Raw genomic sequence first — 23,779 nt, 5'->3', positions numbered from 1 at the left:
TCATTTTGCATGATAGCGCCCCCATTTGGCGCAGAGGCGTCAGAGGCCATGTGGGGTTCCCGATAGAGCGGGGCTCTTTCAACGGGTTCGCCCGGATAGCGGCCTATCCTTTTGGAGGTAAAAGGAAGCTGGAACCTAAGCCGATGCACGATACCTGCCTTCTCCAACTTGCGATATAGAATTCTTCTACTCAGAGCCGCTCGGCGTCTCCTCTTCAAGCGGGAGATGCTGCAACCTTGAACCTCACAGGAGCCTCGATGCACAGAATTGTCTACTCTAGCCAATTGACCCGGAAAATGTCGGCAGGCGAGATCGAGCGTCTTGTCGAGGTGTCGCGGCGTAACAATCTGCGTGACGATGTGACTGGCTACCTGCTGCACAACGAGTTGCACTGTTTTCAGGTGCTTGAAGGACCCGAGGATGTCTTGATGGAGCGTTATGGCAAGATTGCAAGGGACTCTCGGCATGGCGACCTGCGTCTGGTGCGAAGCGAGCCCATTGCGGCACGGGAATTCGTCAACTGCCCGATGGGGGTGCTGACCTCCGAACACCTGCCGACCTGGTGCTGACGAAGCTTGTTGCCCTTGTTCTTGCAGGTGCTGGCCACGGGTGCTTTCCATTGGGATTATGGGCGGGCTCTTGGGCCAATGCACGGGGCGTTCTCTGGATTTGAGGCGGCCATCGCCGCCTGAGCCGATCACGTCAACTCTCGTCGGGGCAAATTGCGAACTTGCGCCAGGGTGGCAAGGCCGAGCTGTCCCATATTGGCCTCCAAGTCTTTTTTCAGAATATCGATCAGGTGATCCGGACCAGTCGGCCCGAGCGCTGCAAGGGCATAGTGAAAGGCACGGCCGAACATCACGAAATCGGCGCCAAGCGCCAGGGCGCGCAGAATGTCGAGACCGCCCTCGACGCCACTGTCAAAGATCAGCGGCAGATCTGTTGCCGCGCGGAGCCCGGGCAGCACCTCGATCGCGGCAGGGCCTCCGTCGAACTGGCGTCCTGCATGGTTCGAGACCCAAAGCGCATCGACACCAATCTGTTTTAGCGGTTCCGCATCCTTGCTGCGCATCACACCCTTGATGACAAAGGGGCCATCCCAATGGTCGCGGAGCCAACGGGCGTATTCCCAGTCTGGCGAGGTGCGCAAAAGATAGCCGATATGCGCCGTGGACGAGAGGCTCTCCCCCTTTGCCTCGGCGGTGTATTTGTCCAGCGTGCGCATATGCGGCATGCCACCTTCATTGCGATGCTGGCGGGCCATTCCCAAAGCCCAGGTCGGACGCATGGCGACCTGCGCCAACAGGCGCGGGGTCAGGCGCGGCGGCTGGGTGAGGCCGGATCGCGTTTGTCTTTCCCTGCGCGAGGCGACAGGCACGTCCACCGTCAGTACCAGCACTTTGAAGCCTGCATCGCGCGCGCGGGCCAGCATGTCCTTGCGAATGCCTTCATCCTTGGGCGGGTAGAGTTGATACCAGGCCTCTGGCCCAAGGTGGGGTGCCAAATCCTCTGGCGCCTGGCTGGCAACGGTCGACATGCTGTAGGGAATGCAATTGCGCGCGCCGCAGCGGGCAAGGTGACCTTCGGCATCGGGCCAGATCAACCCCGACATTCCCACAGGAGCGATGCCAAAGGGCAGAGGGAGTGTGTTTCCGAACAGCTGAACCGACAGATCGATATCCAGCGGTCCATGAAGGATCGAGGGCAAAAAGCCGATCCGGTCCAGAGCAACGCGATTGCGGGCCTTTGTGGCCTCAACGCCAGTAGCGCTGTCCAGGTACTCCCAGACAAAACGGGGTAGCCGCCGCCGCGCCTGCTTTCGCAGATCGGAAAGGCCGGGATAAAGCGAGTGCAAATCTTGAGCCGCTGTCATGCGCGCATAATTGCTGCTTTGCGGCGAGAGTCTAGCGGAAATGTTACAGAAATCTAACAGTCGACCTGCAGGCGGGCGAAAGAATGGATGCTTTTGGAAATGTAAGATGTGAACATAGTGTGAACGTCCTCTTTCCCATACTCATGAATCGCGCTAGAATAACGGACATGAGCAGTTTCGATGAAATGGACGCCTTCGAGGGCGCCTCTCTCTCCGCCCGCGCCATGGCCGCGCGCCCGAAGCCCTATCTGGACGGGCTCAACCCCGCTCAGCGAGAGGCGGTGGAATGTCTGGATGGTCCGGTGCTGATGCTGGCAGGGGCGGGTACCGGCAAGACCAAGGCGCTGACCACGCGGATCGTACATCTTTTGTCGCTCGGGCAGGCCCGCCCAAACGAGATCCTGGCTGTGACCTTCACAAACAAGGCCGCGCGCGAGATGAAGGAACGGGTGGGGCGTATGCTGGGCCAGCCCGCCGAAGGCATGCCCTGGCTGGGCACCTTCCATTCAATCTGCGTCAAGCTCCTGCGCCGCCATGCGGAACTGGCCGGGCTGAAGTCGAACTTCACCATTCTGGACACGGACGATCAGATCCGCCTTTTGAAACAGCTGATCCAGGCGGCCGGGATCGATGACAAACGCTGGCCCGCGCGGATGCTGGCGGGGATCATCGACGACTGGAAAAACCGCGCGCTGACGCCGGAAAAGGTGCCTGCCGCAGATGCCAGCGCCTATAATCACCGCGGCACCGAGTTCTACGCCCAGTACCAGACGCGCCTGAAAGAGCTGAACGCCGTCGATTTCGGCGATCTCCTTTTGCACATGGTGACGATCTTTCAGACCCACCCGGATGTTCTGGCGCAGTACCAGCGCTGGTTCCGCTACATCATGGTGGACGAATATCAGGATACCAACGTGGCGCAGTACATGTGGCTGCGGCTCTTGGCGGCGGGGCACAAGAACATCTGCTGTGTGGGCGATGACGACCAGTCGATCTACGGTTGGCGCGGCGCCGAGGTGGGCAACATCCTGCGCTTTGAAAAGGACTTCCCCGGCGCCAAGGTGGTGCGGCTGGAGCAGAACTACCGCTCGACCGAACATATTCTGGCGGCGGCCTCTGGCGTGATCCGGGGCAATGCAGGGAGGCTGGGCAAAGAGCTGTGGACCGATGCGACGGGCGGTGAAAAGGTCCGTCTGATCGGCCATTGGGACGGCGAGGAAGAGGCGCGCTGGATCGGTGAGGAAATCGAAGCGATGCAGCGCGGCACTCGTGGGCAGGCGCCGGTGGATCTGAACAATATGGCGATTCTGGTGCGCGCCTCGCACCAGATGCGGGCCTTCGAGGATCGGTTTCTTACCATCGGTCTGCCCTACCGGGTGATTGGCGGTCCGCGCTTTTATGAACGGCTCGAGATACGCGATGCCATGGCCTATTTCCGGCTGGTGGTCTCGCCCGAGGATGATCTGGCGTTCGAACGTATCGTCAACACCCCCAAACGCGGTCTGGGCGACAAGGCCCAGCAAAAAATCCAGGTGATCGCCCGCGAGAATGGTGTTCCCCTGCTGGAGGGCGCGCGCCTTGCCGTCGAAAGCGGTGAGATCAAGGGTAAGGGCGGCGCGGCGCTGCGCCAGCTGGTCGAGGATCTGCGCCGCTGGGGGCGGATGACCGGTGATCCAGACATCAGCCATATGGAACTGGCCGAGATCGTACTGGACGAGTCGGGTTACACGACCATGTGGCAGATGGACAAGAACCCCGACAGCCCAGGCCGCCTTGAAAACCTCAAGGAACTGGTCAAAGCGCTTGAGAATTTTGAGAATCTGCAAGGGTTTCTCGAACATGTCAGCCTGGTGATGGACAATGACAAACAGGACGCCGAGCAGAAGGTCTCGATCATGACCCTGCACGCGGCCAAGGGGCTGGAGTTTCCGGCCGTCTTCCTGCCGGGCTGGGAAGATGGCCTTTTTCCGTCGCAGCGCTCGATGGATGAAAGCGGCCTCAAGGGGCTCGAGGAGGAGCGGCGTCTGGCCTATGTGGGCATCACCCGCGCCGAAGAGATCTGCACCATTTCCTTTGCAGGAAACCGGCGGGTGTTCGGGCAGTGGCAATCGCAGTTGCCCTCGCGGTTTATTGATGAGCTGCCCGAGGAACACGTGGAGGTGCTGACGCCGCCCGGCCTTTATGGTGGTGGCTACGGCGCGGCGGCGGGCGGCGCCGAGGTGAAATCGCGCATCGACGAACGTGTGGCGCAAGCCGATGGTTACAATTCGCCCGGCTGGAGGCGCATGCAGGCCCGCGCCAGCGAACGTGGCCTCTCGCAGCCCCGCGAAAGCCGGACCCAGGTGATTGACCTGACGGCGACCTCAAGCTTCACGCTGGGAGAGCGCGTGTTTCACCAGAAATTCGGCTATGGCGCGATCACGGATATCGAAGGTGACAAGCTGGAAGTGGATTTTGAAAAGGCGGGTCTCAAGAAGGTCGTTGCGAAATTTGTGACGACCCATGACGATGTACCCTTCTGAGATACTGATCTGAGACAGAGGCGGTCGGATCGCTTTGCGATCCGATCCGGGCGCGGGGGGCGCTGGCAGCAAAGCTGCCAGCGCCCCCCGCGCCATTCCCCTGTCGATGCCAATGCGACCATAGCCATGCTTCCATCAGAAGCGCCTGCGCCGATGTCTGTTCATATTCTGGAAAAGAAAAACGACGGTGCCAGGGAGGAGGAGAGGCACCGTCGTTCTTTGCAACATTCAGCCAAATGGGAGGAGGGGCCGAATGTATCAGATCCCGGGTTCGAGCCCGGTATGAGGTGCGGCGACACCAGGGAGGAGGAGAGGTGCCGCCGCTCTGAGCAACACCCGGCCAAATGGGAGGAGGAGACCGGATGTATCAGATCCCGGGTTTGAGCCCGGTATGGGGTGCGGTGACATCAGGGAGGAGGAAGATGCCACCGCAATTTACAGACCCTAAAGGGAGGAGGAGAAAGGGTCTGATCTCTGTTATGCGTTTTCGTATGCGGCCTGCAGGGCCAGACGCTTGATCATCGAGCGGTTCAGGCCCAGATCCGCAAGTTCGCGGTTGCTGAGCGAGGACAGCTCGTTGACGGTTTCACGGTACACGCGGTAACGTGCGAATTTGACTTTCAGCGCTTCAACAAAAGCCAGGCCGTTCTCAGCCACGGTGCCTTTGGAGGCGGAGATGTGATTTACTGCGGCCATCGGGCAGCTCCTCAATCTGGTTTCAAACAGTGTTGTCTTGCGGTGCCGGTTAAGGCGTTTCTTGAACACCAATTTAAGGTTATGCTGCAGGTGCACAATCCCCTGAGTTGGCATTTCTGCTATGCGGCATTTGCATGGGTCTTGAGGGGGCGTTGCTCTCAAATGTGCAAAATGACACCGGAAATATCTTAATTGCCTCCATATTGGGCGTACCGTGTCTGGTGCGGAGAGGGTGCCGTTACGGCAATTTTGCTTGGGCTCACGGTGGCGAACCTATATCAGGTGGAGCGCGCTGCCGGGGCGCCCAAGAATAAGGAGACACCGATGGCCGTGACCCAGGATCAGATTCGTGAGGCCCTTGAGCGGCTGGAGCTCCCGGATGGCGGCACCCTTGTGTCGCGGGACATGCTGCGGGCCCTGCAGATCGACAGCACAAAGGTCAGTTTCGTGATTGAAGCTCCCAGTCCTGCTATCGCCCAGCAGATGGAGCCACTGCGCCGCGCAGCCGAGGCGGTTGTCATGTCGCTTGCGGGGGTGGAGACTGTATCGGTGGCCCTGACAGCGCATGGGCCTGCTGCGCAGCCTGCGGGAAAACCAGGCGGTGGGCTCAAGATCGGGGGGCACCCAAAGCCGCAGCAGGGGCCGATCAGGCCGAAGGGGGTTGCGCGTATTCTGGCAGTTGGATCCGGCAAGGGCGGCGTTGGCAAATCCACTGTCAGTGCCAACCTCGCTGTTGCGCTTGCACGGCAGGGGCGCAAGGTCGGTCTCTTGGATGCAGACATATATGGCCCCAGCCAGCCGCGGATGATGGGGGTCACTGGCAGCCCATCGAGCCCTGATGGGCAGCGGATCACGCCTTTGCAGGCTCATGGGGTCACTCTGATGTCCATCGGCCTGATGGTGGACGACGCCAAGGCGGTGATCTGGCGCGGCCCGATGCTGATGGGCGCCCTGCAACAGATGCTGGGCCAGGTGGACTGGGGAGAGCTTGACGTTCTGATCGTGGATCTGCCGCCCGGCACTGGCGATGTGCAGCTTACCTTGTGCACCAAGGCCGAACTGACGGGCGCAATCGTGGTCAGCACGCCGCAGGATGTGGCTCTTATTGATGCCCGCAAGGCGCTCAACATGTTCGAGCAGTTGAAGGTGCCGGTACTGGGGCTGGTGGAAAACATGTCCTTCTTTACTTGCCCGGACTGCGGCGGCGAGCATCATATCTTTGGCCACGGTGGCACAGCGGCCGAGGCAAAGCGGCTTGACCTTCCGTTGCTGGGGATGCTGCCGATCGATCTGGAGACGCGTCTGGCTGCCGATGGCGGCACGCCGATAGCAGCAGGGGATGGCGCCATGGCCGAGGCTTATGGGCGCATTGCAGCGGGCCTGGTGCAAGGCGGCATGGCCTGACGAGGCCGTCGGTAAGGCCAAGCCCAAAGCAGCGCGCAAGCTGCAGGTCAACCGACGGCCCTGTTACGTTGCACAGGCGACGGCTTTGGCGCGCAGGCTATGAAGGATGGGCAAAAAGTTGTGATTTGATCCTTGAGGTGGTGAGAGCTGTTGGGTTTTGGGACTGTTCCACCTTGGGTGGATTGGGGGGGCATGAAGACGACTTTGTTTGCGGCATGCCTTGTCGCATGCACAGGCACGGCGCAGGCTGTAACCATAACCTTGGGTCCGGGGTCAAATACGCATAGCTCCTATCCCTACTTGGATTTTGACAACCTCGTGACGCCGACGTCGATCTCTGGCGATGCGGTGCTGTCCTTTGTCATTGAAGAAGGTGACGTCAAAAACTCCTCTGAGTACCTCGACGTGTCCATCGATGGGGTCAGCCTGGAACGTCTCCTGACGGGGCGGGCTTTGTCATTTCTGGCGGATGCCTTTTCGTCCCTCATCAAAACCTGCTCCTGTGGCCGCGTGGGCGGACCTGTCGCCGGGCGGGTTTGATCAGGGCGGTGCTTTCTATCTGCCGGGCTGCGCGAATGCTCTGCATATGTGCGCAAGTCACATCAATGGTGAAAGGCGGCGCGTAGCGCCAAAAGCCTTCGGGGTGGGCGGTGGTCTCTTTTGCTGCGCGTTCTGGGGGCGTGAGGGTCTCATGGGAATTCATGGGCGCGCCTTGGCTGCCCTGCGCTGCGCGGGGGATCGGGGGGCGATTTAGGCGAATCGCAAGTGGCGCTTTGGGAGTGATTCTGGCTGGGAATGGCCTGCTTGTGACCGAATTGGGGGTGCGAGCTCGAGAATGTAACGTGAACATCTGGCCTGCCACAAAAATGCCTTATTTTTTTTCTGGGAAACTATGGGTGCTTGGGGGATGTTCCGTGACCACTACATATAGGTGTGAAAGTTAAAATTGGCGCAATTTAGGCTGTGCGATTTGAGAAGGTTAAAAGTGTCTTAATAGGATTTGCCCGTCTTAACCGGTGTTTTCCCGTGTCTTGGTGAAGAAACTTATTGCCGTACCCTAATTTCCCATAGTATCCCTTTTGTCATCGAAAGAGAGCAAGGACGGGGCACCAAACGACCCCACGCGAAAACACAAAAAGCAGGTTTCATACAGGCCTTCGCTTTCATCGAACCAAGAGCTCCGGCGCGCGGGCGAGCAGACATCCCCCCAGGTGGCGCGCGCAGTCGGACATCCCCGCAAGGCGGGACAAGGCGGCGGGTTGATCAGTGGCAGCAGATCAACCCGCCGCTTTCACTTCCAGGGGGCAAAACACACCGCGAGGGACGCGAAAAAGGGACGGTAAATTGGGCCGCAGGTTCAGAGGCGAAAGCCACCACAAGGTGGACAGCAAGGGGCGGGTGTCTATCCCGGCTTCCTTTCGCCGCGTTCTGGAGGCTTGCGATCCCAACTGGCAGCAGCCCGGCGACAACCCCGAACTCGTGATCGTCTACGGTGACGACAGCCGCAAATTCCTTGAGTGCTATACGATGGAGGCAATCGAAGAAGTCGATGCCAAGATCGCCGAACTGCCGCGCGGATCCTTTCAGCGCAAGCTGCTTGAGCGCATGTTCAACGGTCAATCCCTGCCGACCACCGTGGACGAGACCGGCCGCCTCGTCCTGCCTGCCAAGCTGCGCAACAAGATCGGGCTTGAGGGTGAGGCATTTTTCATTGCATCAGGTGATACCTTCCAGATCTGGAAGCCGCAGACCTATGAAGAAGTCGAGATGGCCGAAGTCGAAAAACGGATGGCGGAACTGCCAGAAGGCTTTGATCCGCTTCAGTTTCTTGATGGCGCCGGAGGGGTTTGAGGCATGACTTCGGGCCAATCCGTTTCCTCCGGTCCTCACATTCCCGTATTGCTGCGTCCATTGCTCAAGGCTGTTGCTCCGGTATCAGGGCGGTGGCTTGATGGCACCTTTGGCGCGGGCGGCTACACGCGCGCGCTGCTTGATGCAGGCGCGGATCAGGTAATTGCGGTGGATCGCGATCCGCTGGCCTTTGAGATGGCCAGCGCCTGGGCCGGAGACTACGGCGACCGGCTGGTGCAGCAGCAGGGCGTTTTTTCCCGCATGGACGAATATGCGCAGGATCTGGATGGCGTCGTGCTGGATCTTGGCGTCTCGTCCATGCAGCTCGATCTTGCCGAGCGCGGTTTTTCCTTCATGAAGGATGGCCCCCTTGATATGCGCATGTCGCAGGAGGGGCCTTCGGCGGCGGATCTGGTGGCGGAGCTTGGCGAAGAAGAGCTGGCCGACATCCTGTTCCACTATGGCGAAGAGCGCGCCAGCCGCCGCATTGCTCGCGCTATCGTCAAGGCCCGCGCGCTGGAGCCGATCACAACCACTCTGCAACTGGCCGCGATTATCGAATCCTGTCTGCCGCGCCCCAAGCCGGGCCAGTCCCATCCTGCGACGCGCAGCTTTCAGGCGCTGCGCATTGCGGTGAATGCCGAGTACGATGAGCTGTTCGAAGGGCTGCTCGCCGCGGAGCGCGCGCTCAAACCCGGTGGCCTTCTGGCGGTTGTGACCTTCCATTCGGTCGAGGACCGCATGGTCAAACGTTTCTTTCAGCACCGTGCGGGCAAGACCGGGCGCGCCAATCGCTACGCGCCCGAGATCGAAGAAACGCCCGCGCAGTTCGAAATCGTCACCCGCAAGGCCATTGGCCCTGACGATCAGGAGCTTGCGGAGAACCCGCGCTCCCGCTCGGCCCGTTTGCGGGTAGGTCGGCGCACTGATGCGCCGCCACAGCCCATCTCCGCCCGTGAGCTGGGCATGCCACAGTTGAAGGAGGCGCGCAGATGAAGTCGCTCTTATATGCCGTCACCGCTTTGGCGGTCTTTGGTCTTGCCTTCTGGGCTTACCGCGAGAATTACGCCACGCAGCAGGTACTCAAGGAAACGCGCCAGTTGCAGCGTGACATTGGCGCGGCTCAGGTGCGCCTTGGCGTGCTGAAGGCCGAATGGGCCTATCTAAACCGCCCCGACCGTTTGATCGGTCTGGCGGAGCTGAACTTTGACAGGCTTGGCCTCTTGCCCCTGCGCCCCGATCAGTTTGGCCGAGTCGATGAGGTGGCCTATCCCCCCATTCCCGCGCTTGCGATCACTGGCGGTATTGATGTTTCGGGGCTGAATGCGACCTCCGGCGGGGAGGATCAGCCATGATCCGCACGCCTTTGCGCCCCCTGGCCCGTATCCTGAATGCCCGTGCCAAAGGGCAGAATCCCGATGTCATCGAAAAGGAAAACATCCGTCTGCGTCACGAGGATATGCAGGCCAAGGCCCGCCAGCGCGCCGAGGGGCGCCTTTTGGTACTTGGGGTCTTTTTCGTTTGCGCCTATGTGGCGGTTGCAGGGCGCATGGGCGTTCTGGCCACGTCCGAGCCGAGCGAGCCTGTCGCTAGCGTGGCGGGCAGCGTCATTGCCGCGCAGCGCGCCGATATCGTGGACCGGCAGGGTCGGATCCTGGCGACCAATTTCGAAACGCATTCCCTTTACGCGCAACCCCGGCAGATGATCGACCCCGAAGGCGCCGCCACGCGTCTGGCAGAGATCTTCCCGGATCTTGATCGCGATGAGCTGATCGAGAAATTTACGGGCAAGCGCAAGTTCTTGTGGATCAAAAAGAAAATCAGCCCCGAGCAAAAGCAGGCGGTGCATGATATCGGCGATCCCGGCCTGCTGTTTGGCCCGCGCGAGATGCGCCTTTACCCTAACGGCAGCGTTGCGGCTCACATCCTGGGCGGCGCTGGCTTTGGCAAAGAGGGCGTCTCTGCCGCCGAGGTGATCGGCGTGGCCGGTGTCGAGAAGGAGTTTGACGACTACCTGCGTGATCCGTCCAATGGCGACAGGCCGCTTCAGCTTTCTCTTGATCTGACTGTGCAGGCTGCGGCCGAGCGGGTGCTGGATGGCGGCATGAAGCTGATGAATGCCAAGGGGGCGACCTCCATCCTACTGGATGTGCACACCGGCGAGGTGATTTCAGTTGTCTCGCTGCCAGATTTTGACCCGAATGATCGCCCGCGCCCGCCAACATCCGGGTTTGACCCGTCCGTCAGCCCACTGTTCAACCGGGCGGTCCAGGGTGTTTATGAGCTTGGGTCCACGTTCAAGATCTTCACCGCCGCTCAGGCGATCGATCTGGGGCTGGTGTCTTCGGATACCGTGATAGATACTCGTGGGCCTTTGCGCTGGGGCAAATTCACGATCCGCGATTTTCGTCACTACGGGAACTCCATGACGGTCAGCGAGATCATCGAGAAGTCGTCCAACATCGGAACGGCGCGCCTTGCACAGCAGATCGGTGCGGACCGTCAAAGAAGCTTTTTGAACGAACTTGGCATGCTGGAGCCAACCCCGATCGAGATTGTCGAAGCAAGCGGCGGTCAGCCGCTGACACCAAAGAACTGGTCGGAGCTGTCGGCCATGACGATTTCCTACGGCCACGGCATTTCCACCACGGCTATGCATCTGGCCGCGGGTTATGCGGCGATCGCCAATGGCGGCTATCGTGTCAACCCGACCATTCTGAAGCAGAACGGTCCCCGGCGCGGCGCGCGGGTGATGTCGGCCGAAGCGGCTAATGCCGCGCGCACCATGCTGCGCCGTGTGGTCACCGAAGGCACCGCCAGCTTTGCCCGTGTTCCGGGCTATCAGGTGGGCGGCAAGACCGGCACGGCTGACAAGCCCAAACCGCGGGGTGGCTATTACGAAGACAAGGTGATCGCCACCTTCGCCTCGATCTTCCCGTCCAGCAACCCGAGGTATGTTCTGGTCGTAACCCTTGATGAGCCTTCCGTCATTGCCCATGGCGAAGAGCGCCGCACCGCTGGCTGGACGGCGACACCTGTTGCAGCTGAAATGGTGAAACGCATCGCGCCGCTTCTGGGCCTCAGGCCGCAAGTTGAACCTCCTCAACTGACTGATATAACCCTCACCTCAAACTGACGATTGGCGAGGGTGCCCGGATGAGTCGCACTTCTGAACAGGATAAACCGGCGCCGCGGCGTCTGAGCCAGCTTGGTCTCACGGCTCGCGGCGGCGCGGACCCGCTGATCTCGGACCTTGTGGTGGACAGCCGCAAGGTGGGGGAAGGTGCCTTGTTTGTAGCCTTGCCTGGTAGCACCGTGCATGGCGCCAATTTCATTCCGGCCGCGTTGGCCGAGGGGGCCGCTGCTATCCTGACCGATGCCGCCGGAGCGGAACTTTCCACCGGCGCGTTGGCCGAGAGCCATGCCGCGCTGATCGTGGTCGAGGATCCCCGGCAGGTGCTCGCCTTCACTGCCGCGCTCTGGTTCGGCGCTCAGCCGCAGACAATGGTCGCGGTTACCGGCACCAATGGTAAGACTTCGGTCTCGACCTTCGTGCGCCAGATTTGGATGGCGATGGGATACGAGGCGGTGAACTTAGGCACGACAGGCGTTGAAGGCGGTTGGAGCTATCCGCTGGCCCATACGACGCCCGAGCCGATCACCCTGCATCGCGCACTGGCGGCTGCGGCCTCTGCCGGGGTTACGCATGCAGCGATGGAAGCCTCCTCTCACGGGCTCGATCAGCGGCGCCTTGATGGTGTGGAGCTGGCGGCGGCAGGCTTTACCAATCTCAGCCAGGATCATCTGGATTATCACCACACATTCGAAGAGTATTTTGCCGCCAAGGCAGGGCTCTTCCGCCGGGTGCTGCCCGAAGAAGGTGTTGCAGTCATCAACATGGACGATCCGCGCGGGGCGGAGATGCGCGCCATCGCGGCGGCCCGCGGGCAGGAGGTGATCACCATAGGGCGCGGTCTTGGCGATCTCTCCCTCGTTGGGCAGCGCTATGATGGCACCGGGCAGGACATCCGGTTTTCCTGGCATGATAGGCCCTTCATGGCGCGGCTCAATCTCATTGGCGGGTTTCAGGCAGAGAATGTTCTGATGGCCTGCGGTCTGGTCATCGCCAGCGGTGAAGAGCCGGAGCGGGTGTTCGAGACCCTGGGTGAACTCACGACCGTGCGCGGGCGGATGCAACTGGCGGCAACCCGCGACAATGGGGCCTCGGTCTTTGTCGATTATGCCCACACGCCCGATGCTGTCTCGACCGCGATCAAGGCGCTGCGTCCGCATGTGCTGGGGCGCCTGATTGCCATCGTTGGCGCCGGGGGCGATCGGGATACGGGTAAACGCCCGCTTATGGGCAAGGCAGCGCATGACAATGCGGATATGGTGATTGTGACCGATGATAACCCACGCAGCGAAGACCCTGCCGTGATCCGCGCTGCCGTCAAAGGCGGGGCGCCGGACGCGCTGGAAGTCGGCGACCGCGCCGAGGCGATCCTGCGTGGCGTCGCCGCGCTCGAGCCGGGTGATGCGCTTCTGGTTTGCGGCAAAGGGCACGAGACCGGTCAGGTTGTGGGTAGCGATGTCCTGCCCTTTGACGATGTGGAGCAGGCCAGCATGGCTGTCGCGGCGCTGGACGGGAAAACAGTATGACTATGCCCCTTTGGACCGCTGCCGAAGCTGCTGCCGCCACTGGCGGACAGGTCTTTGGCGAATGGAGCGTCACCGGCGTATCCATCGACACCCGCACCCTGCGTAAAGGCGATCTGTTTTTGGCCCTCAAGGCCGTGCGGGATGGGCATGATTTTGTGGCCCAAGCGCTGGAGGCCGGGGCGGGCGCTGCGCTTGTCTCACGCATTCCCGAAGGTGTGCCCGAGGGGGCGCCTATTTTGCTGGTGGAGGATGTGCAGACGGGGCTGGAGGCCTTGGGCCGCGCCGCCCGCGCCCGCACCGATGCGCGTGTGGTGGCTGTGACCGGGTCCGTCGGGAAAACCTCGACCAAGGAAATGCTGGCGCGCATTCTGTCCGATCAGGGCCGCACCCATGCCGCCGTAGCCAGTTACAACAATCATTGGGGCGTGCCGCTGACCCTTGCACGGATGCCGCGGGAGTCGGAGTTTGCCGTGATCGAGATCGGCATGAACCACCCCGGAGAAATCGCGCCGCTGGCCCGTCAGGCCCGCCCGCATGTGGCCATGGTGACCACCGTTGCCGCAGTGCATTTGGAGGCGTTTGAGAATGTTGCCGGGATCGCGCGCGAGAAGGCCTCGATCCTGGAAGGGCTCGAGCCGGGCGGGGTGGCGGTTCTCAACGCGGATATCGCCGAAGCGCCGATCCTGAAAGAGACTGCCGAGAGTGTAGGCGCAAAGACGCGCTGGTTTGGCCGAGATGGCGCGGATGCGCGCCTGTTGGACGTGCGCCTGAGCGGTGAAGAGACCGTAGCGAGGGCGAACCTCCTTGGCGATCCAGCAGAGTTGCACATTCAGTCGCTGGGGGCGCATTTCGCGATGAATGCGCTGGGTGCTCTCCTGTGCGTAAAAGAGCTTGGCGCGGATCTGGATATGGCGATTTCCAGTCTTGCACTGTGGTCGCCGGTCACAGGGCGCGGCGCACGTGAAGAGGTGGCGCTCCCAGAAGGGCAGGTTCTACTTCTGGATGACAGCTACAACGCCAACCCGACCTCGGTGAAAGCGGCGCTGGATGTGCTGGCGGCGACACCGGTCGGCGCTGGTGGGCGCCGCATCGCTTATTTGGGCGACATGAAAGAACTTGGCCCGCAGGAGGCAGAGTTGCACCGCGCTCTGGCCGAGCACCCGGCGCTGGAAAGCGTCGACCAGCTCCATTGCATTGGACCCTTGATGCGTCATCTGTTCGATGCACTACCCGAGAGCAAACGCGGCAGCTGGCAAGAGGTCAGCGGAAATGGTCTGGCAGATCTGGCAGGGCAGATCCGGGCGGGTGATATCGTGCTGGTCAAGGGCTCGCTCAGCATGAAACTGGCATCCATCGTTGACGGCATCCGCGAATTGGGTCATGGCAGCCAGAACTCTGATACCGATGTAACCAAGTGAGGACCGGCTGACATGCTCTATTGGCTGACGGCGCTGTCGGATGGCGGTGATTTCTACAACCTCTTCCGCTATATCACCTTCCGCGCGGGCGGCGCCTTTATGACGGCGCTGGTCTTCGGCTTTCTGTTTGGGCGGCCCCTGATAAATGTGCTGCGCAAGCGGCAGGGCAAGGGGCAGCCGATCCGGGATGACGGCCCCGAGGCGCATCTGTCGAAGGCCGGCACGCCGACCATGGGCGGCTTGCTGATCGTGGGGGCACTGATCACCTCGACCCTTTTGTGGGCGCGCTGGGACAACGCTTTTGTATGGCTGGTCCTGTTTGTGACACTGTCTTTTGCACTCATTGGCTTTGCCGATGACTACGCCAAGGTCTCGAAGCAAAACACCGCCGGTGTGCCGGGAAAGGTGCGGCTGGGGCTTGGCATTCTGATTGCCATTATTGCGGCCCTGTGGGCGGCGGCCTATCACCCGGTGGAGCTGCAGAACCAGCTGGCGCTGCCGGTGTTCAAGGACACCCTGATAAATCTCGGCCTGTTCTACGTGCCGTTCTCGATCTGCGTGATCGTGGGAGCGGCCAATGCTGTGAACCTGACCGACGGGCTGGATGGCCTTGCCATCATGCCTGTGATGATCGCCGGTGGTACGCTGGGCGTGATTGCCTATGCTGTGGGCCGGGTCGATTTCACGGAATACCTGGACGTGCACTATGTGCCTGGAACGGGCGAGATCCTGATCTTCGCCGCAGCCCTATTTGGCGCAGGTCTCGGGTTCCTGTGGTACAATGCGCCGCCCGCTGCTGTGTTTATGGGCGATACCGGTTCGCTGGCCCTCGGCGGGGCGTTGGGCGCCATTGCGGTTGCCACCAAGCACGAGCTGGTTCTGGCCATCGTGGGCGGGCTATTTGTCGTTGAGGCGCTGAGCGTCATCATCCAGGTGCTCTATTTCAAGCGCACCGGAAAGCGTGTCTTCCTGATGGCGCCGATCCATCACCATTACGAGAAGAAGGGCTGGGCAGAGCCGACCATCGTGATCCGGTTCTGGATCATATCTCTGATCCTCGCGATGATCGGTCTTGCGACGCTGAAAGTGCGCTAGGTTTGCGTGACAATTCAGGTGTTCGGGGAAGGGGGCCGCGGCCTCCTTTTTCGTTGCAGCGGCCTGCGCTCCCGCCCCCTTCGCCGGGCAAGGCCCGTCTGCCAGGGGTTGGGCGTGGCACGCGCCATGTGGCGCGTGTCGGCGCCTTCCATGACGTCTTGCAAAGCCGTTTTCGCCGGTGCACTCTGCGCCGAAATTTGATCCAAGAATGAGGCTGGGCATGATCCCTGTACGCGGGTTTGAAGGGACGAAGGTTGCCGTTCTGGGGCTTGGACGGTCGGGGCTTGCTGCGGCACGGGCTCTGAAAGAGGGCGGCGCAGTCCCGCTGTGCTGGGATGACAATCCGGGCGCTCGGGAGCGGGCCGAGGCGGAGGGATTTTCCTGCGCCGATCTGGGCCGCGTCGGCGCTTTTGATGAGGTTGCGACGCTGATCGTCTCGCCCGGCATTCCGCATCTTTATCCCAAACCCAATCCGGTGGTGCGGGCGGCCCTTCTGGCGGGGGTGCCGGTGGACAACGATATAGGGCTGTTCTTCCGATCCGTTGCAACGGGAGAGTGGGACGAGTTCGATCAGCCTCCCAAAGTGGTGGCAATCACCGGATCGAACGGGAAGTCCACCACGGTGGCCCTGTTGCATCATATCCTCGAGGAAGCGGGTCGCGACAGCCAGATGGCGGGCAATATCGGGCGCGGGGTGCTGGATATCGACCCACCCGGCAATGGCGGCGTCGTCGTTTTGGAACTGTCGAGCTACCAGACCGAACTTGCGCGTGCCCTGACACCGGATATTGCGGTCTTTACCAACCTCAGCCCCGACCATCTGGACAGGCACGGCGGTATGGGCGGCTATTTCGCAGCCAAGCGGCGGCTGTTCTCTGAAGGCGGGCCGGATCGTGCCATAATCGGCATCGATGAGGAAGAGGGGCTGTTTCTGGCGGGGCAGCTATCGGAGGCTGCAAGCGATGACCGGGTGATCCGCATCTCGGCGGCGCAAAAACTCACCGGGCCGGGTTGGCAGGTCTTTGCCCGCAAGGGGTTCCTCAGCGAGTACCGCAAGGGGCGACAGGTGGCCTCGATCGATCTGCGCCCCATGCAGGGCCTGCCGGGCGCGCATAACCACCAGAACGCCTGCGCGGCCTATGCGGCGGCGCGTGCGTTGGGTCTGGCCCCGCGCGTGATCGAGGCGGGGCTGGCGAGTTATCCGGGTCTGCCGCACCGCAGTCAGACCATCGCCGAGGCGGGCGGGGTGCGCTACGTCAACGATAGCAAGGCGACAAATGTCGACAGCGCTCTGAAGGCGCTTGGGGCCTTCAAGAACATCCGCTGGATTTGCGGCGGGCTTGAAAAAGACGGCGGTCTTGATGCGTTGAAAGGACAGGCGGGCGCCGTGCGCAAGGCCTATGTGATTGGCCGGGAGGCTGCCGCTTTTGCGATGCGGCTGGAGGTCGAAGCCGAGGTCTGTACAACGATGGCGGAAGCGGTTGCGCGGGCGATGGAAGAGGCCGAGCAGGGCGACACTGTCCTTCTGGCCCCTGCGGCGGCCAGTTTCGACCAATACGACAATTTCGAGCAGCGCGGCGAGGATTTCATCGCCGAGGTCCGAAAGAAACTCGGCTAGGGCAATGGGGGTCGGGTTCACCTAAGCGGAAATTCCGGGGAGCGGTACGGCTCAGCGTTTGGTCGCGATGGCAGTGCCTGCCGCATGGCCCGAGGCCCAGGCCCACTGGAAGTTGTATCCACCCAGCCAGCCGGTGACATCCACGGCTTCGCCAATGGCGTAAAGGCAGGGGCGGGATTTGGCCTCCATGGTTTTGGAGGAGAGCGCATCGGTGTCGATACCGCCCAAAGTGACCTCGGCTGTGCGATAGCCTTCGGTGCCGCCCGGCGTCAGGTGCCAGTCCGTCAGTTGATTGCAGAGCGCCTGCAGCGCCGTGTCTGATTGATCGGCAAGTCGTGCCGAAAGGTCGTAGGTGGGCGCCAGAGTTTCTTTCAGGTGGTCCACCAGTCGCGCGGGCAGATGGCGGGAGAGTTCGGTTGCGATCGCGCGTTTTCCTGCCGTATGCCGCTGAGCGCGCAGCAGTGAAAAGAGATCAATCTGCGGTGCAAGGTTTGCCGCGATCTCCTCTCCTTCACGCCAGTAGGAGGAGAGCTGCAACACTGCGGGTCCTGAAAGACCCCGATGCGTGAACAGGAGCGCCTCGTCAAAGCTGGTGCGCGCATTTGAAAGGCGCGCGGGCAGCGACACCCCCGCAAGCGATGAAAAGCGCCCCTCGGGAAAGGTGAAGGGCACAAGCGCAGGCCGGGTCTCGGTGACAGGTAGTCCAAATTGGCGGGCAAGGTCATAGGCAAGACCTGTAGCGCCCATCTTGGGGATCGACTTACCGCCCGTTGCGAGGACCAGATTGCGGCAGGTGACGGTCTGGGGCTTACCGTCTTTGCGCAGCGACAGGGTGAAGGTGTCACCTGCATGGCTCACGCTCTCAATTTCACTATGTAGCCAAAGATCGGCACCGGCGGCCTTCAGTTCTTCCACCAGCATGGCGACGATCTGCTTGGCCGAGCCATTGCAGAACAACTGGCCAAGGGTCTTTTCATGCCAGGCGATGCCGTGGCGATCCACCAGCGAAATAAAATCCCATTGGGTGTAGCGGGCCATCGCCGATTTGCAGAAATGGGGGTTGCCGGACAGGTAGTTCGCTGGCTCGGCGTACAGATTGGTGAAGTTGCAGCGCCCGCCACCAGAGATGCGGATCTTTTCCCCCGGTGCCTTGGCATGGTCCACCACAAGGGTATCGCCGCCCGCGTGGGCTGCGCACATCATACCGGCCGCGCCGGCGCCGAGAATCACGGTGTTGAACTGCATGAGAGGCATCGACCACGGAACGGCGAAGGGCGCAAGGGTTGGCCATTGACCTTGCAGGCTCGCAAAATCCTGCCGGATGCGAATCATGGCGCTGGCCTGGGAGGCGTTTTCGGGTTACTGTTTTGGAACAGACCCCGACAAGGGGCGTATCTTGAGGCAAACAGTAGCGGTGTTTCCATGACTGAAATGGTCTATGGTGCGGTCCCCGTACAATCGGGTGAACCCATCCTTCCCAAATGGTGGCGGACGTTGGACAAGTGGACCATGTCCTCGGTCCTGATGCTTTTTGTGCTTGGGCTGCTGCTGGGGCTTGCCGCCTCTGTACCGCTGGCCGAGCGCAATGGCTTTGGCAACTTCCACTACGTGCAACGGCAGGCGGTGTTCGGCGGAGTCGCCCTGATCGCCATGGTTCTGACTTCGATGATGTCACCGACGCTTGTGCGGCGCCTTGCGATCATCGGTTTTGCTTTTGCCTTTGTTGCATTGGCGCTGTTGCCGATCTTTGGCACCGATTTCGGTAAGGGCGCAGTGCGCTGGTATTCGCTTGGTTTTGCCTCGCTGCAGCCTTCAGAGTTTCTGAAGCCTGGCTTCATCGTTGTCGCCGCCTGGATGATCGCTGCGAGCCAGCAGATCAACGGTCCCCCGGGAACCCTGATCTCCTTTGGCCTGTGTGTGAGCGTCGTTCTGATGCTGGTGATGCAGCCGGATTTCGGCCAGGCATCGCTGACGCTCTTTGGTTGGGGTGTGATGTACTTTGTTGCGGGCGCGCCGATGGTTCTTTTGGTTGGCATGGCAGCCGTCGTGGTGATGGGCGGTGTGGTTGCCTATTCCAACTCCGAGCACTTCGCGCGCCGCATTGATGGCTTTCTGAGCCCCGACGTGGACCCCACCACGCAGCTTGGGTATGCCACCAACGCGATCCGTGAAGGTGGTCTTTTTGGCGTCGGTGTGGGGGAGGGCCAGGTAAAATGGTCGCTGCCTGATGCACACACCGATTTCATCGTTGCGGTAGCGGCTGAAGAGTACGGTCTGGTGATGGTCGTCGTGTTGATCGGGCTTTACGCCACCGTTGTGGTGCGTTCGCTGTTCCGGCTGATGCGCGAGCGTGACACTTTCGTGCGCCTTGCCGGAACCGGTCTTGTGTGCATGTTCGGCGTGCAGGCGATGATCAACATGGGCGTGGCCGTGCGCCTGCTGCCGGCCAAAGGCATGACCTTGCCGTTTGTGAGCTATGGTGGTTCTTCCCTGATTGCCACGGGCATTGCCATGGGTATGCTATTGGCCTTTACCCGGTCGCGGCCGCAGGGCGAAATCGCGGACTACCTGCGTGGTCGCGGGCGCGGCTGAGGCGACTGGAACAAAGCGGCGAAGTGACATGACGGACAGACTGCTCTTGATGGCTGCGGGTGGCACCGGAGGACATATGTTCCCTGCCCAGGCCCTGGCCGAGGCGATGCTGGAACTGGGCTGGCGGGTTAAGCTGTCAACAGATGCGCGCGGCGCCCGTTATACCGGAGCCTTTCCCGAGGCGGTCCAGATCACACAAGTGTCTTCCGCGACTTTTGCACGCGGAGGCATGATGGCCAAAGCTCTGGTCGGGCCAAAGATCGCCGGGGGCATCGCAAGCATGGCCCTGCAAATGCGCAAGGATCGGCCCGATGTGGTGGTCGGCTTTGGCGGGTATCCATCCATTCCAGCGCTGGCCGCGGCGACGCTTCTGGGGCTGCCGCGCATGATCCATGAACAGAACGGAGTTCTGGGCCGGGTCAATCAACTCTTTGCAAAGCGCGTTGCCCATGTGGCCTGCGGCGTTTGGCCAACCGAATTGCCGGACGGGGCCAATGGCCTTCATGTGGGCAACCCGGTGCGCGGCGCCGTTCTGGAACGCGCAGGGGCCGCCTATATACCCCCCGGCGATTATCCGATGTCTTTGCTGGTGATGGGGGGTAGCCAGGGCGCGCGCATCCTCTCCGATGTGGTGCCGGGCGCCATTGCGGCCTTGCCCGAACAAATCCGTCGGCACCTGCGTGTGTCGCATCAGGCGCGCGACGAGGACGGCGAACGGGTTGCAACATTCTACGCCGAGCACGGCATACATGCGGACGTTCAGCCCTTCTTTCACGACGTGCCCGCTAGGATGAGCGAGGCACAGCTGGTGATCTCGCGTTCGGGGGCTTCGTCGGTTGCCGATATTTCGGTCATAGGGCGCCCGTCGATACTGGTGCCCTTTGCAGCGGCGGCAGGCGATCATCAAACCGCCAATGCGCGCGGACTGGTCGATGCGGGCGGTGCGATCCTGATCCCGGAAAGTGCCCTTGACGTTTCGGCCCTGTCAGAGCAGATCACGGCCGTTCTGAGCAACCCGAAGGCGGCCACTCAGATGGCAAATGCAGCACTCAGCACTGGCGTTCCCGATGCCACCACACGCCTGGTGGCCCTGGTCGAGCAGCTGGCCGAAGAAGGAAAATAGAGACATGACACCAGCCACCAAACTGCCCGGAGACGTCGGCCCGATCCATTTCGTCGGCATCGGCGGCATAGGTATGTCGGGCATTGCCGAGGTGCTTTTGAACCTTGGCTATGTGGTGCAGGGTTCGGACCTCAAATCCTCCAAGATCACCCAACGGCTCGAAGGTCTGGGGGCGCTTGTCTTCGAAGGACAGCGGGCCGAAAACCTTGAGGATGCCGAGGTCGTGGTGATTTCTTCCGCGATCAAGCCGGGCAATCCGGAACTCGATGAGGCGCGCCGCCGTGGCCTGCCCATCGTGCGCCGGGCCGAGATGCTGGCAGAGCTGATGCGCCTCAAGTCCAACATCGCCATTGCCGGCACCCACGGCAAGACGACGACCACCACGATGATGGCCGAACTGATGGTGGCCGGGAACTTTGATCCGACCGTGGTCAACGGCGGCATCATTCACGCCTATGGTTCGAATGCGCGCATGGGGCAGGGTGAATGGATGGTGGTCGAAGCGGATGAGAGCGACGGCACCTTCAACCGTCTGCCCGCGACCATCGCCGTCGTGACCAATATCGACCCCGAGCACATGGAGCATTGGGGTGACTTCGACACTTTGCGCGACGGGTTCTATAACTTTGTCTCCAACATCCCCTTTTACGGTGTTGCGGTCTGCTGCACCGACCACCCCGAGGTTCAGTCCCTGGTCGGGCGCATCACCGACCGCCGCGTCGTCACATATGGATTCAACGCGCAGGCCGATGTGCGGGCCGTGAACCTGACCTACAAGGCGGGCGTGGCCCATTTCGACATTCTGCTTCAGGCAGAGGGTAAGAAGATCGAGGGCTGCACCCTGCCGATGCCCGGCGATCACAATGTCTCGAACGCCCTGTCTGCGGTGGCTGTTGCCCGCCATCTGGGCATGAAGGGGGACGAGATCCGTGCTGCCCTTGCAGCCTTTGGCGGGGTCAATCGCCGCTTCACCAAGGTGGGCGAGGTGGACGGCGTCACCATCATTGACGACTACGGGCACCACCCGGTCGAGATCGCGGCCGTGCTGAAGGCCGCACGTCAAGCCATCGGGGCGGATAGCGACGCCCGTGTCATAGCGGTGCACCAGCCACACCGTTATTCGCGCTTGTCGTCCCTGTTTGACGATTTTTGCGCCTGTTTCAACGATGCCGACGTGGTCGCCATTGCCGAGGTCTTTGCCGCTGGCGAGGATCCCATCGAAGGCGCCAGCCGCGATGATCTGGTGGCTGGCCTCATCCGTCACGGGCACCGACATGCCCGCGCCATCTTGAGCGAAGACGATCTGGAGCGCCTGGTGCGCGAACAGGCCCGCCCCGGTGATATGGTTGTCTGTCTTGGCGCCGGCACCATCAGCGCCTGGGCCAACGGTCTGCCAGAGCGTCTGAAGCAAAGCCAGTAGAGACCCGCAAAGGATAGTCCCATGGCAGAGCCGCTGAAACGCCGTATTGGATTGGGTCTTCTGACTGCCTACGGCGTTGGCGTCATGGTGGGGGCGGGGATCTATGTTCTGGTGGGGGCCGTTGTCGCCGATGCGGGGATCTGGGCGCCGCTTGCCTTCATTCTGGCCGGTCTCATCGCAGCGCCCACCGCGCTCAGCTATGCCGAGTTTTCCACCCGCCTGCCCGAAGCCGCAGGCGAGGCCGCCTTTGTGGGGCAGGGGTTTTCCTCCCAAGGCATGGCGCTCTTGGTCGGGCTTGCGGTTGTCGTTGCCGGGACGGTCTCGGCCGGAGCCGTCCTGCGTGGCGGGGCAGGCTATCTGACGGCGGCCACTGGCGTGGATGGCTCATTGGCCATCATCGCGATGGGGCTCGCGCTTGTTGCCGTGGCGGTGATCGGCGTCCTTGAAAGCCTGTCGTTGGCGGCCGTCTTCACAGCCATCGAAATCATCGGCCTGGCGCTGGTGATCTGGGCGGGCGGTACGGCGGAGCCTTCGGCAGACTGGGCGGCGCCCATGGCGCTGCCGGGCATTCCGGTCTGGGCGGGCGTCGGCCTTGGGGCGGTGCTGGCTTTCTTTGCCTTCATCGGCTTTGAGGACATCGTCAACATGGCCGAGGAGGTGTCCGAGCCGACCCGCACCATGCCACGGGCGATCCTTCTGTCGCTGGCGATCACCTCGATCATCTATGCGCTGGTCTGCTGGGCGGCGGTGCGCACGGTGCCGGTTGCGGAGCTGTCTCAGTCCACCAGCCCGCTGGCACTGGTCTGGCAAGTGGCACGCGGCTCAAACGCTGATTTTCTGTCCTATATCGCGGTGTTTGCCGCGCTCAACGGGGTACTGGCGCAGATCGTAATGGCCTCGCGCGTGCTGTTTGGTCTGGGCAAGCGCACGCCTGCGCTTGGCCTTTTCCGTCATGCGCACCCAAGGTTCGGAACGCCGGTTCTGGCCACGCTGGTGCTGGGCGCCGCAGTAATCCTGACTGGCCTGTTCTTTTCGGTCGGGCGTCTGGCGGAGGTTACGTCCTCGGTCCTGCTCTCGGTCTTTGTGCTGGTGAACCTCGCCCTGATCCTGCAGAAACGCCGCGCGCCCGCCGCGCCCTTTGAGGTGCCAATGGCGGTGCCGGTGGTGGGCCTTATCCTGTCGGCCATGGCCCTGATCACAGCACTGGGAGGCATGTTGTGACCCTGTCCCTGACCCTCGCCGCCATTTGGGCGCTGGCTGCGAACCTATTGGCAGTGCTGCCGAGCCGCGACAACCACTGGCGCCGCGCCTATGCGCTGATCGCCGTGGGCATTCCGATCCTTGGCTATGTGACCTATGAGAATGGTCCGTGGTGGGGGCTGGCGGTGCTGATCGCGGGGATGAGCGTATTGCGCTACCCGGTGATCTATCTGGGCCGCTGGCTTCGCAAGCGCGCCCCGTTCGGATCGAGGCGCTGAACGAAGTGGCCTCATTCGTCGTTGGATTGC

General features: G+C 61.7%; 20 protein-coding genes. 17 read left to right on the top strand and 3 right to left on the bottom strand.

Annotated features, from left to right (window positions below):
• Positions 1 to 257: 257 nt before the first annotated feature.
• A complete protein-coding gene (locus INS80_RS01320; protein ID WP_226892523.1) occupies positions 258 to 569 on the top strand; it encodes a BLUF domain-containing protein in 312 nt (103 codons plus the stop codon).
• Positions 570 to 697: 128 nt separating this feature from the next.
• Here the strand turns inward: INS80_RS01320 and INS80_RS01315 are convergent, their stop codons facing one another.
• A complete protein-coding gene (locus INS80_RS01315) occupies positions 698 to 1,873 on the bottom strand; it encodes an alpha-hydroxy acid oxidase (protein ID WP_192963818.1) in 1,176 nt (391 codons plus the stop codon).
• A gap of 167 nt (positions 1,874 to 2,040) precedes the next feature.
• Between INS80_RS01315 and INS80_RS01310 the strand changes: the two genes are divergently transcribed.
• Positions 2,041 to 4,395: an ATP-dependent helicase gene (locus INS80_RS01310; RefSeq protein WP_192963817.1), complete on the top strand. Its 2,355-nt coding sequence runs from the start codon at positions 2,041 to 2,043 to the stop codon at positions 4,393 to 4,395.
• 477 nt (positions 4,396 to 4,872) lie between these two features.
• Here the strand turns inward: INS80_RS01310 and INS80_RS01305 are convergent, their stop codons facing one another.
• Positions 4,873 to 5,091: a DUF1127 domain-containing protein gene (locus tag INS80_RS01305; protein ID WP_192963816.1), complete on the bottom strand. Its 219-nt coding sequence runs from the start codon at positions 5,089 to 5,091 to the stop codon at positions 4,873 to 4,875.
• A 324-nt stretch (positions 5,092 to 5,415) separates the two neighbouring features.
• Between INS80_RS01305 and INS80_RS01300 the strand changes: the two genes are divergently transcribed.
• The 10 genes from INS80_RS01300 (at position 5,416) to murD (ending at position 17,136) form a co-directional block, all read left to right on the top strand.
• Entirely contained in the window at positions 5,416 to 6,495 is a 1,080-nt protein-coding gene (locus INS80_RS01300; RefSeq protein WP_192963815.1) for an Mrp/NBP35 family ATP-binding protein, read from the top strand.
• Positions 6,496 to 6,813: 318 nt separating this feature from the next.
• Entirely contained in the window at positions 6,814 to 7,035 is a 222-nt protein-coding gene (locus tag INS80_RS01295) for a hypothetical protein (protein ID WP_192963814.1), read from the top strand.
• Between the two features lie 804 nt (positions 7,036 to 7,839).
• Positions 7,840 to 8,346 carry a division/cell wall cluster transcriptional repressor MraZ gene (mraZ, locus tag INS80_RS01290; protein WP_192963813.1) on the top strand — a complete coding sequence of 169 codons (507 nt, stop codon included), beginning with the start codon at positions 7,840 to 7,842 and terminating at the stop codon, positions 8,344 to 8,346.
• Positions 8,347 to 8,349: 3 nt separating this feature from the next.
• Positions 8,350 to 9,342: a 16S rRNA (cytosine(1402)-N(4))-methyltransferase RsmH gene (rsmH, locus tag INS80_RS01285; RefSeq protein ID WP_192963812.1), complete on the top strand. Its 993-nt coding sequence runs from the start codon at positions 8,350 to 8,352 to the stop codon at positions 9,340 to 9,342.
• Entirely contained in the window at positions 9,339 to 9,701 is a 363-nt protein-coding gene (gene ftsL, locus INS80_RS01280) for a cell division protein FtsL (RefSeq protein WP_192963811.1), read from the top strand. Before rsmH ends, ftsL begins: the two co-directional genes overlap by 4 nt.
• Positions 9,698 to 11,482, top strand: coding sequence for a peptidoglycan D,D-transpeptidase FtsI family protein (locus INS80_RS01275; protein WP_192963810.1), 1,785 nt, complete (start codon positions 9,698 to 9,700; stop codon positions 11,480 to 11,482). Before ftsL ends, INS80_RS01275 begins: the two co-directional genes overlap by 4 nt.
• Before the next feature lie 20 nt (positions 11,483 to 11,502).
• The gene (locus INS80_RS01270; protein WP_192963809.1) at positions 11,503 to 13,005 is read left to right on the top strand and encodes a UDP-N-acetylmuramoyl-L-alanyl-D-glutamate--2,6-diaminopimelate ligase; all 1,503 of its coding nucleotides are present in this window, start codon (positions 11,503 to 11,505) and stop codon (positions 13,003 to 13,005) included.
• Positions 13,006 to 13,007: 2 nt separating this feature from the next.
• Entirely contained in the window at positions 13,008 to 14,423 is a 1,416-nt protein-coding gene (locus INS80_RS01265) for a UDP-N-acetylmuramoyl-tripeptide--D-alanyl-D-alanine ligase (RefSeq protein ID WP_192967141.1), read from the top strand.
• Positions 14,424 to 14,435: 12 nt separating this feature from the next.
• Entirely contained in the window at positions 14,436 to 15,518 is a 1,083-nt protein-coding gene (gene mraY, locus INS80_RS01260; protein WP_192963808.1) for a phospho-N-acetylmuramoyl-pentapeptide-transferase, read from the top strand.
• A gap of 220 nt (positions 15,519 to 15,738) precedes the next feature.
• Positions 15,739 to 17,136: a UDP-N-acetylmuramoyl-L-alanine--D-glutamate ligase gene (gene murD / locus INS80_RS01255; RefSeq protein WP_192963807.1), complete on the top strand. Its 1,398-nt coding sequence runs from the start codon at positions 15,739 to 15,741 to the stop codon at positions 17,134 to 17,136.
• A 51-nt stretch (positions 17,137 to 17,187) separates the two neighbouring features.
• On the opposite strand, the gene INS80_RS01250 is transcribed toward murD, so the two are convergent.
• Complete coding sequence (locus INS80_RS01250) at positions 17,188 to 18,381, bottom strand: BaiN/RdsA family NAD(P)/FAD-dependent oxidoreductase (protein WP_192967140.1); 1,194 nt, start codon at positions 18,379 to 18,381, stop codon at positions 17,188 to 17,190.
• 177 nt (positions 18,382 to 18,558) lie between these two features.
• Between INS80_RS01250 and ftsW the strand changes: the two genes are divergently transcribed.
• The 5 genes from ftsW to INS80_RS01225 are packed head-to-tail and all read left to right on the top strand — an operon-like array spanning position 18,559 to position 23,749.
• Positions 18,559 to 19,728 carry a putative lipid II flippase FtsW gene (gene ftsW, locus INS80_RS01245; RefSeq protein WP_192963806.1) on the top strand — a complete coding sequence of 390 codons (1,170 nt, stop codon included), beginning with the start codon at positions 18,559 to 18,561 and terminating at the stop codon, positions 19,726 to 19,728.
• Between the two features lie 28 nt (positions 19,729 to 19,756).
• On the top strand, positions 19,757 to 20,851 hold the full coding sequence (locus tag INS80_RS01240) for a UDP-N-acetylglucosamine--N-acetylmuramyl-(pentapeptide) pyrophosphoryl-undecaprenol N-acetylglucosamine transferase (protein ID WP_192963805.1): 1,095 nt from the start codon (positions 19,757 to 19,759) through the stop codon (positions 20,849 to 20,851).
• Positions 20,852 to 20,855: 4 nt separating this feature from the next.
• Positions 20,856 to 22,271 carry a UDP-N-acetylmuramate--L-alanine ligase gene (murC, locus tag INS80_RS01235; RefSeq protein ID WP_192963804.1) on the top strand — a complete coding sequence of 472 codons (1,416 nt, stop codon included), beginning with the start codon at positions 20,856 to 20,858 and terminating at the stop codon, positions 22,269 to 22,271.
• A 21-nt stretch (positions 22,272 to 22,292) separates the two neighbouring features.
• Positions 22,293 to 23,492 (top strand): APC family permease, encoded by a 1,200-nt coding sequence (locus INS80_RS01230; protein WP_192963803.1) that lies wholly within the window; start codon positions 22,293 to 22,295, stop codon positions 23,490 to 23,492.
• Positions 23,489 to 23,749 carry a DUF2484 family protein gene (locus INS80_RS01225; RefSeq protein ID WP_192963802.1) on the top strand — a complete coding sequence of 87 codons (261 nt, stop codon included), beginning with the start codon at positions 23,489 to 23,491 and terminating at the stop codon, positions 23,747 to 23,749. The genes INS80_RS01230 and INS80_RS01225 overlap by 4 nt, the downstream gene beginning before the upstream one ends.
• The last annotated feature ends 30 nt before the right edge of the window (positions 23,750 to 23,779 follow it).

The organism is Phycobacter azelaicus (genome assembly GCF_014884385.1).
In the GTDB taxonomy this organism is placed as follows: Bacteria; Pseudomonadota; Alphaproteobacteria; order Rhodobacterales; family Rhodobacteraceae; genus Phycobacter; species Phycobacter azelaicus.
Note: the sequence above shows the minus strand (reverse complement) of the source record. Positions and strands in the feature narration are given on the sequence as shown.

What these genes read in the sequence shown, in the direction of transcription:
- INS80_RS01320 (WP_226892523.1), top strand. Translation starts at nt 258, where the DNA reads ATGCACAGAATTGTCTACTCTAGCCAATTGACCCGGAAAATGTCGGCA.
- INS80_RS01315 (WP_192963818.1), bottom strand. Translation starts at nt 1,873, where the DNA reads ATGACAGCGGCTCAAGATTTGCACTCGCTTTATCCCGGCCTTTCCGAT.
- INS80_RS01310 (WP_192963817.1), top strand. Translation starts at nt 2,041, where the DNA reads ATGAGCAGTTTCGATGAAATGGACGCCTTCGAGGGCGCCTCTCTCTCC.
- INS80_RS01305 (WP_192963816.1), bottom strand. Translation starts at nt 5,091, where the DNA reads ATGGCCGCAGTAAATCACATCTCCGCCTCCAAAGGCACCGTGGCTGAG.
- INS80_RS01300 (WP_192963815.1), top strand. Translation starts at nt 5,416, where the DNA reads ATGGCCGTGACCCAGGATCAGATTCGTGAGGCCCTTGAGCGGCTGGAG.
- rsmH (WP_192963812.1), top strand. Translation starts at nt 8,350, where the DNA reads ATGACTTCGGGCCAATCCGTTTCCTCCGGTCCTCACATTCCCGTATTG.
- ftsL (WP_192963811.1), top strand. Translation starts at nt 9,339, where the DNA reads ATGAAGTCGCTCTTATATGCCGTCACCGCTTTGGCGGTCTTTGGTCTT.
- INS80_RS01275 (WP_192963810.1), top strand. Translation starts at nt 9,698, where the DNA reads ATGATCCGCACGCCTTTGCGCCCCCTGGCCCGTATCCTGAATGCCCGT.
- INS80_RS01270 (WP_192963809.1), top strand. Translation starts at nt 11,503, where the DNA reads ATGAGTCGCACTTCTGAACAGGATAAACCGGCGCCGCGGCGTCTGAGC.
- INS80_RS01265 (WP_192967141.1), top strand. Translation starts at nt 13,008, where the DNA reads ATGCCCCTTTGGACCGCTGCCGAAGCTGCTGCCGCCACTGGCGGACAG.
- mraY (WP_192963808.1), top strand. Translation starts at nt 14,436, where the DNA reads ATGCTCTATTGGCTGACGGCGCTGTCGGATGGCGGTGATTTCTACAAC.
- murD (WP_192963807.1), top strand. Translation starts at nt 15,739, where the DNA reads ATGATCCCTGTACGCGGGTTTGAAGGGACGAAGGTTGCCGTTCTGGGG.
- INS80_RS01250 (WP_192967140.1), bottom strand. Translation starts at nt 18,381, where the DNA reads ATGCAGTTCAACACCGTGATTCTCGGCGCCGGCGCGGCCGGTATGATG.
- ftsW (WP_192963806.1), top strand. Translation starts at nt 18,559, where the DNA reads ATGACTGAAATGGTCTATGGTGCGGTCCCCGTACAATCGGGTGAACCC.
- INS80_RS01240 (WP_192963805.1), top strand. Translation starts at nt 19,757, where the DNA reads ATGACGGACAGACTGCTCTTGATGGCTGCGGGTGGCACCGGAGGACAT.
- murC (WP_192963804.1), top strand. Translation starts at nt 20,856, where the DNA reads ATGACACCAGCCACCAAACTGCCCGGAGACGTCGGCCCGATCCATTTC.
- INS80_RS01230 (WP_192963803.1), top strand. Translation starts at nt 22,293, where the DNA reads ATGGCAGAGCCGCTGAAACGCCGTATTGGATTGGGTCTTCTGACTGCC.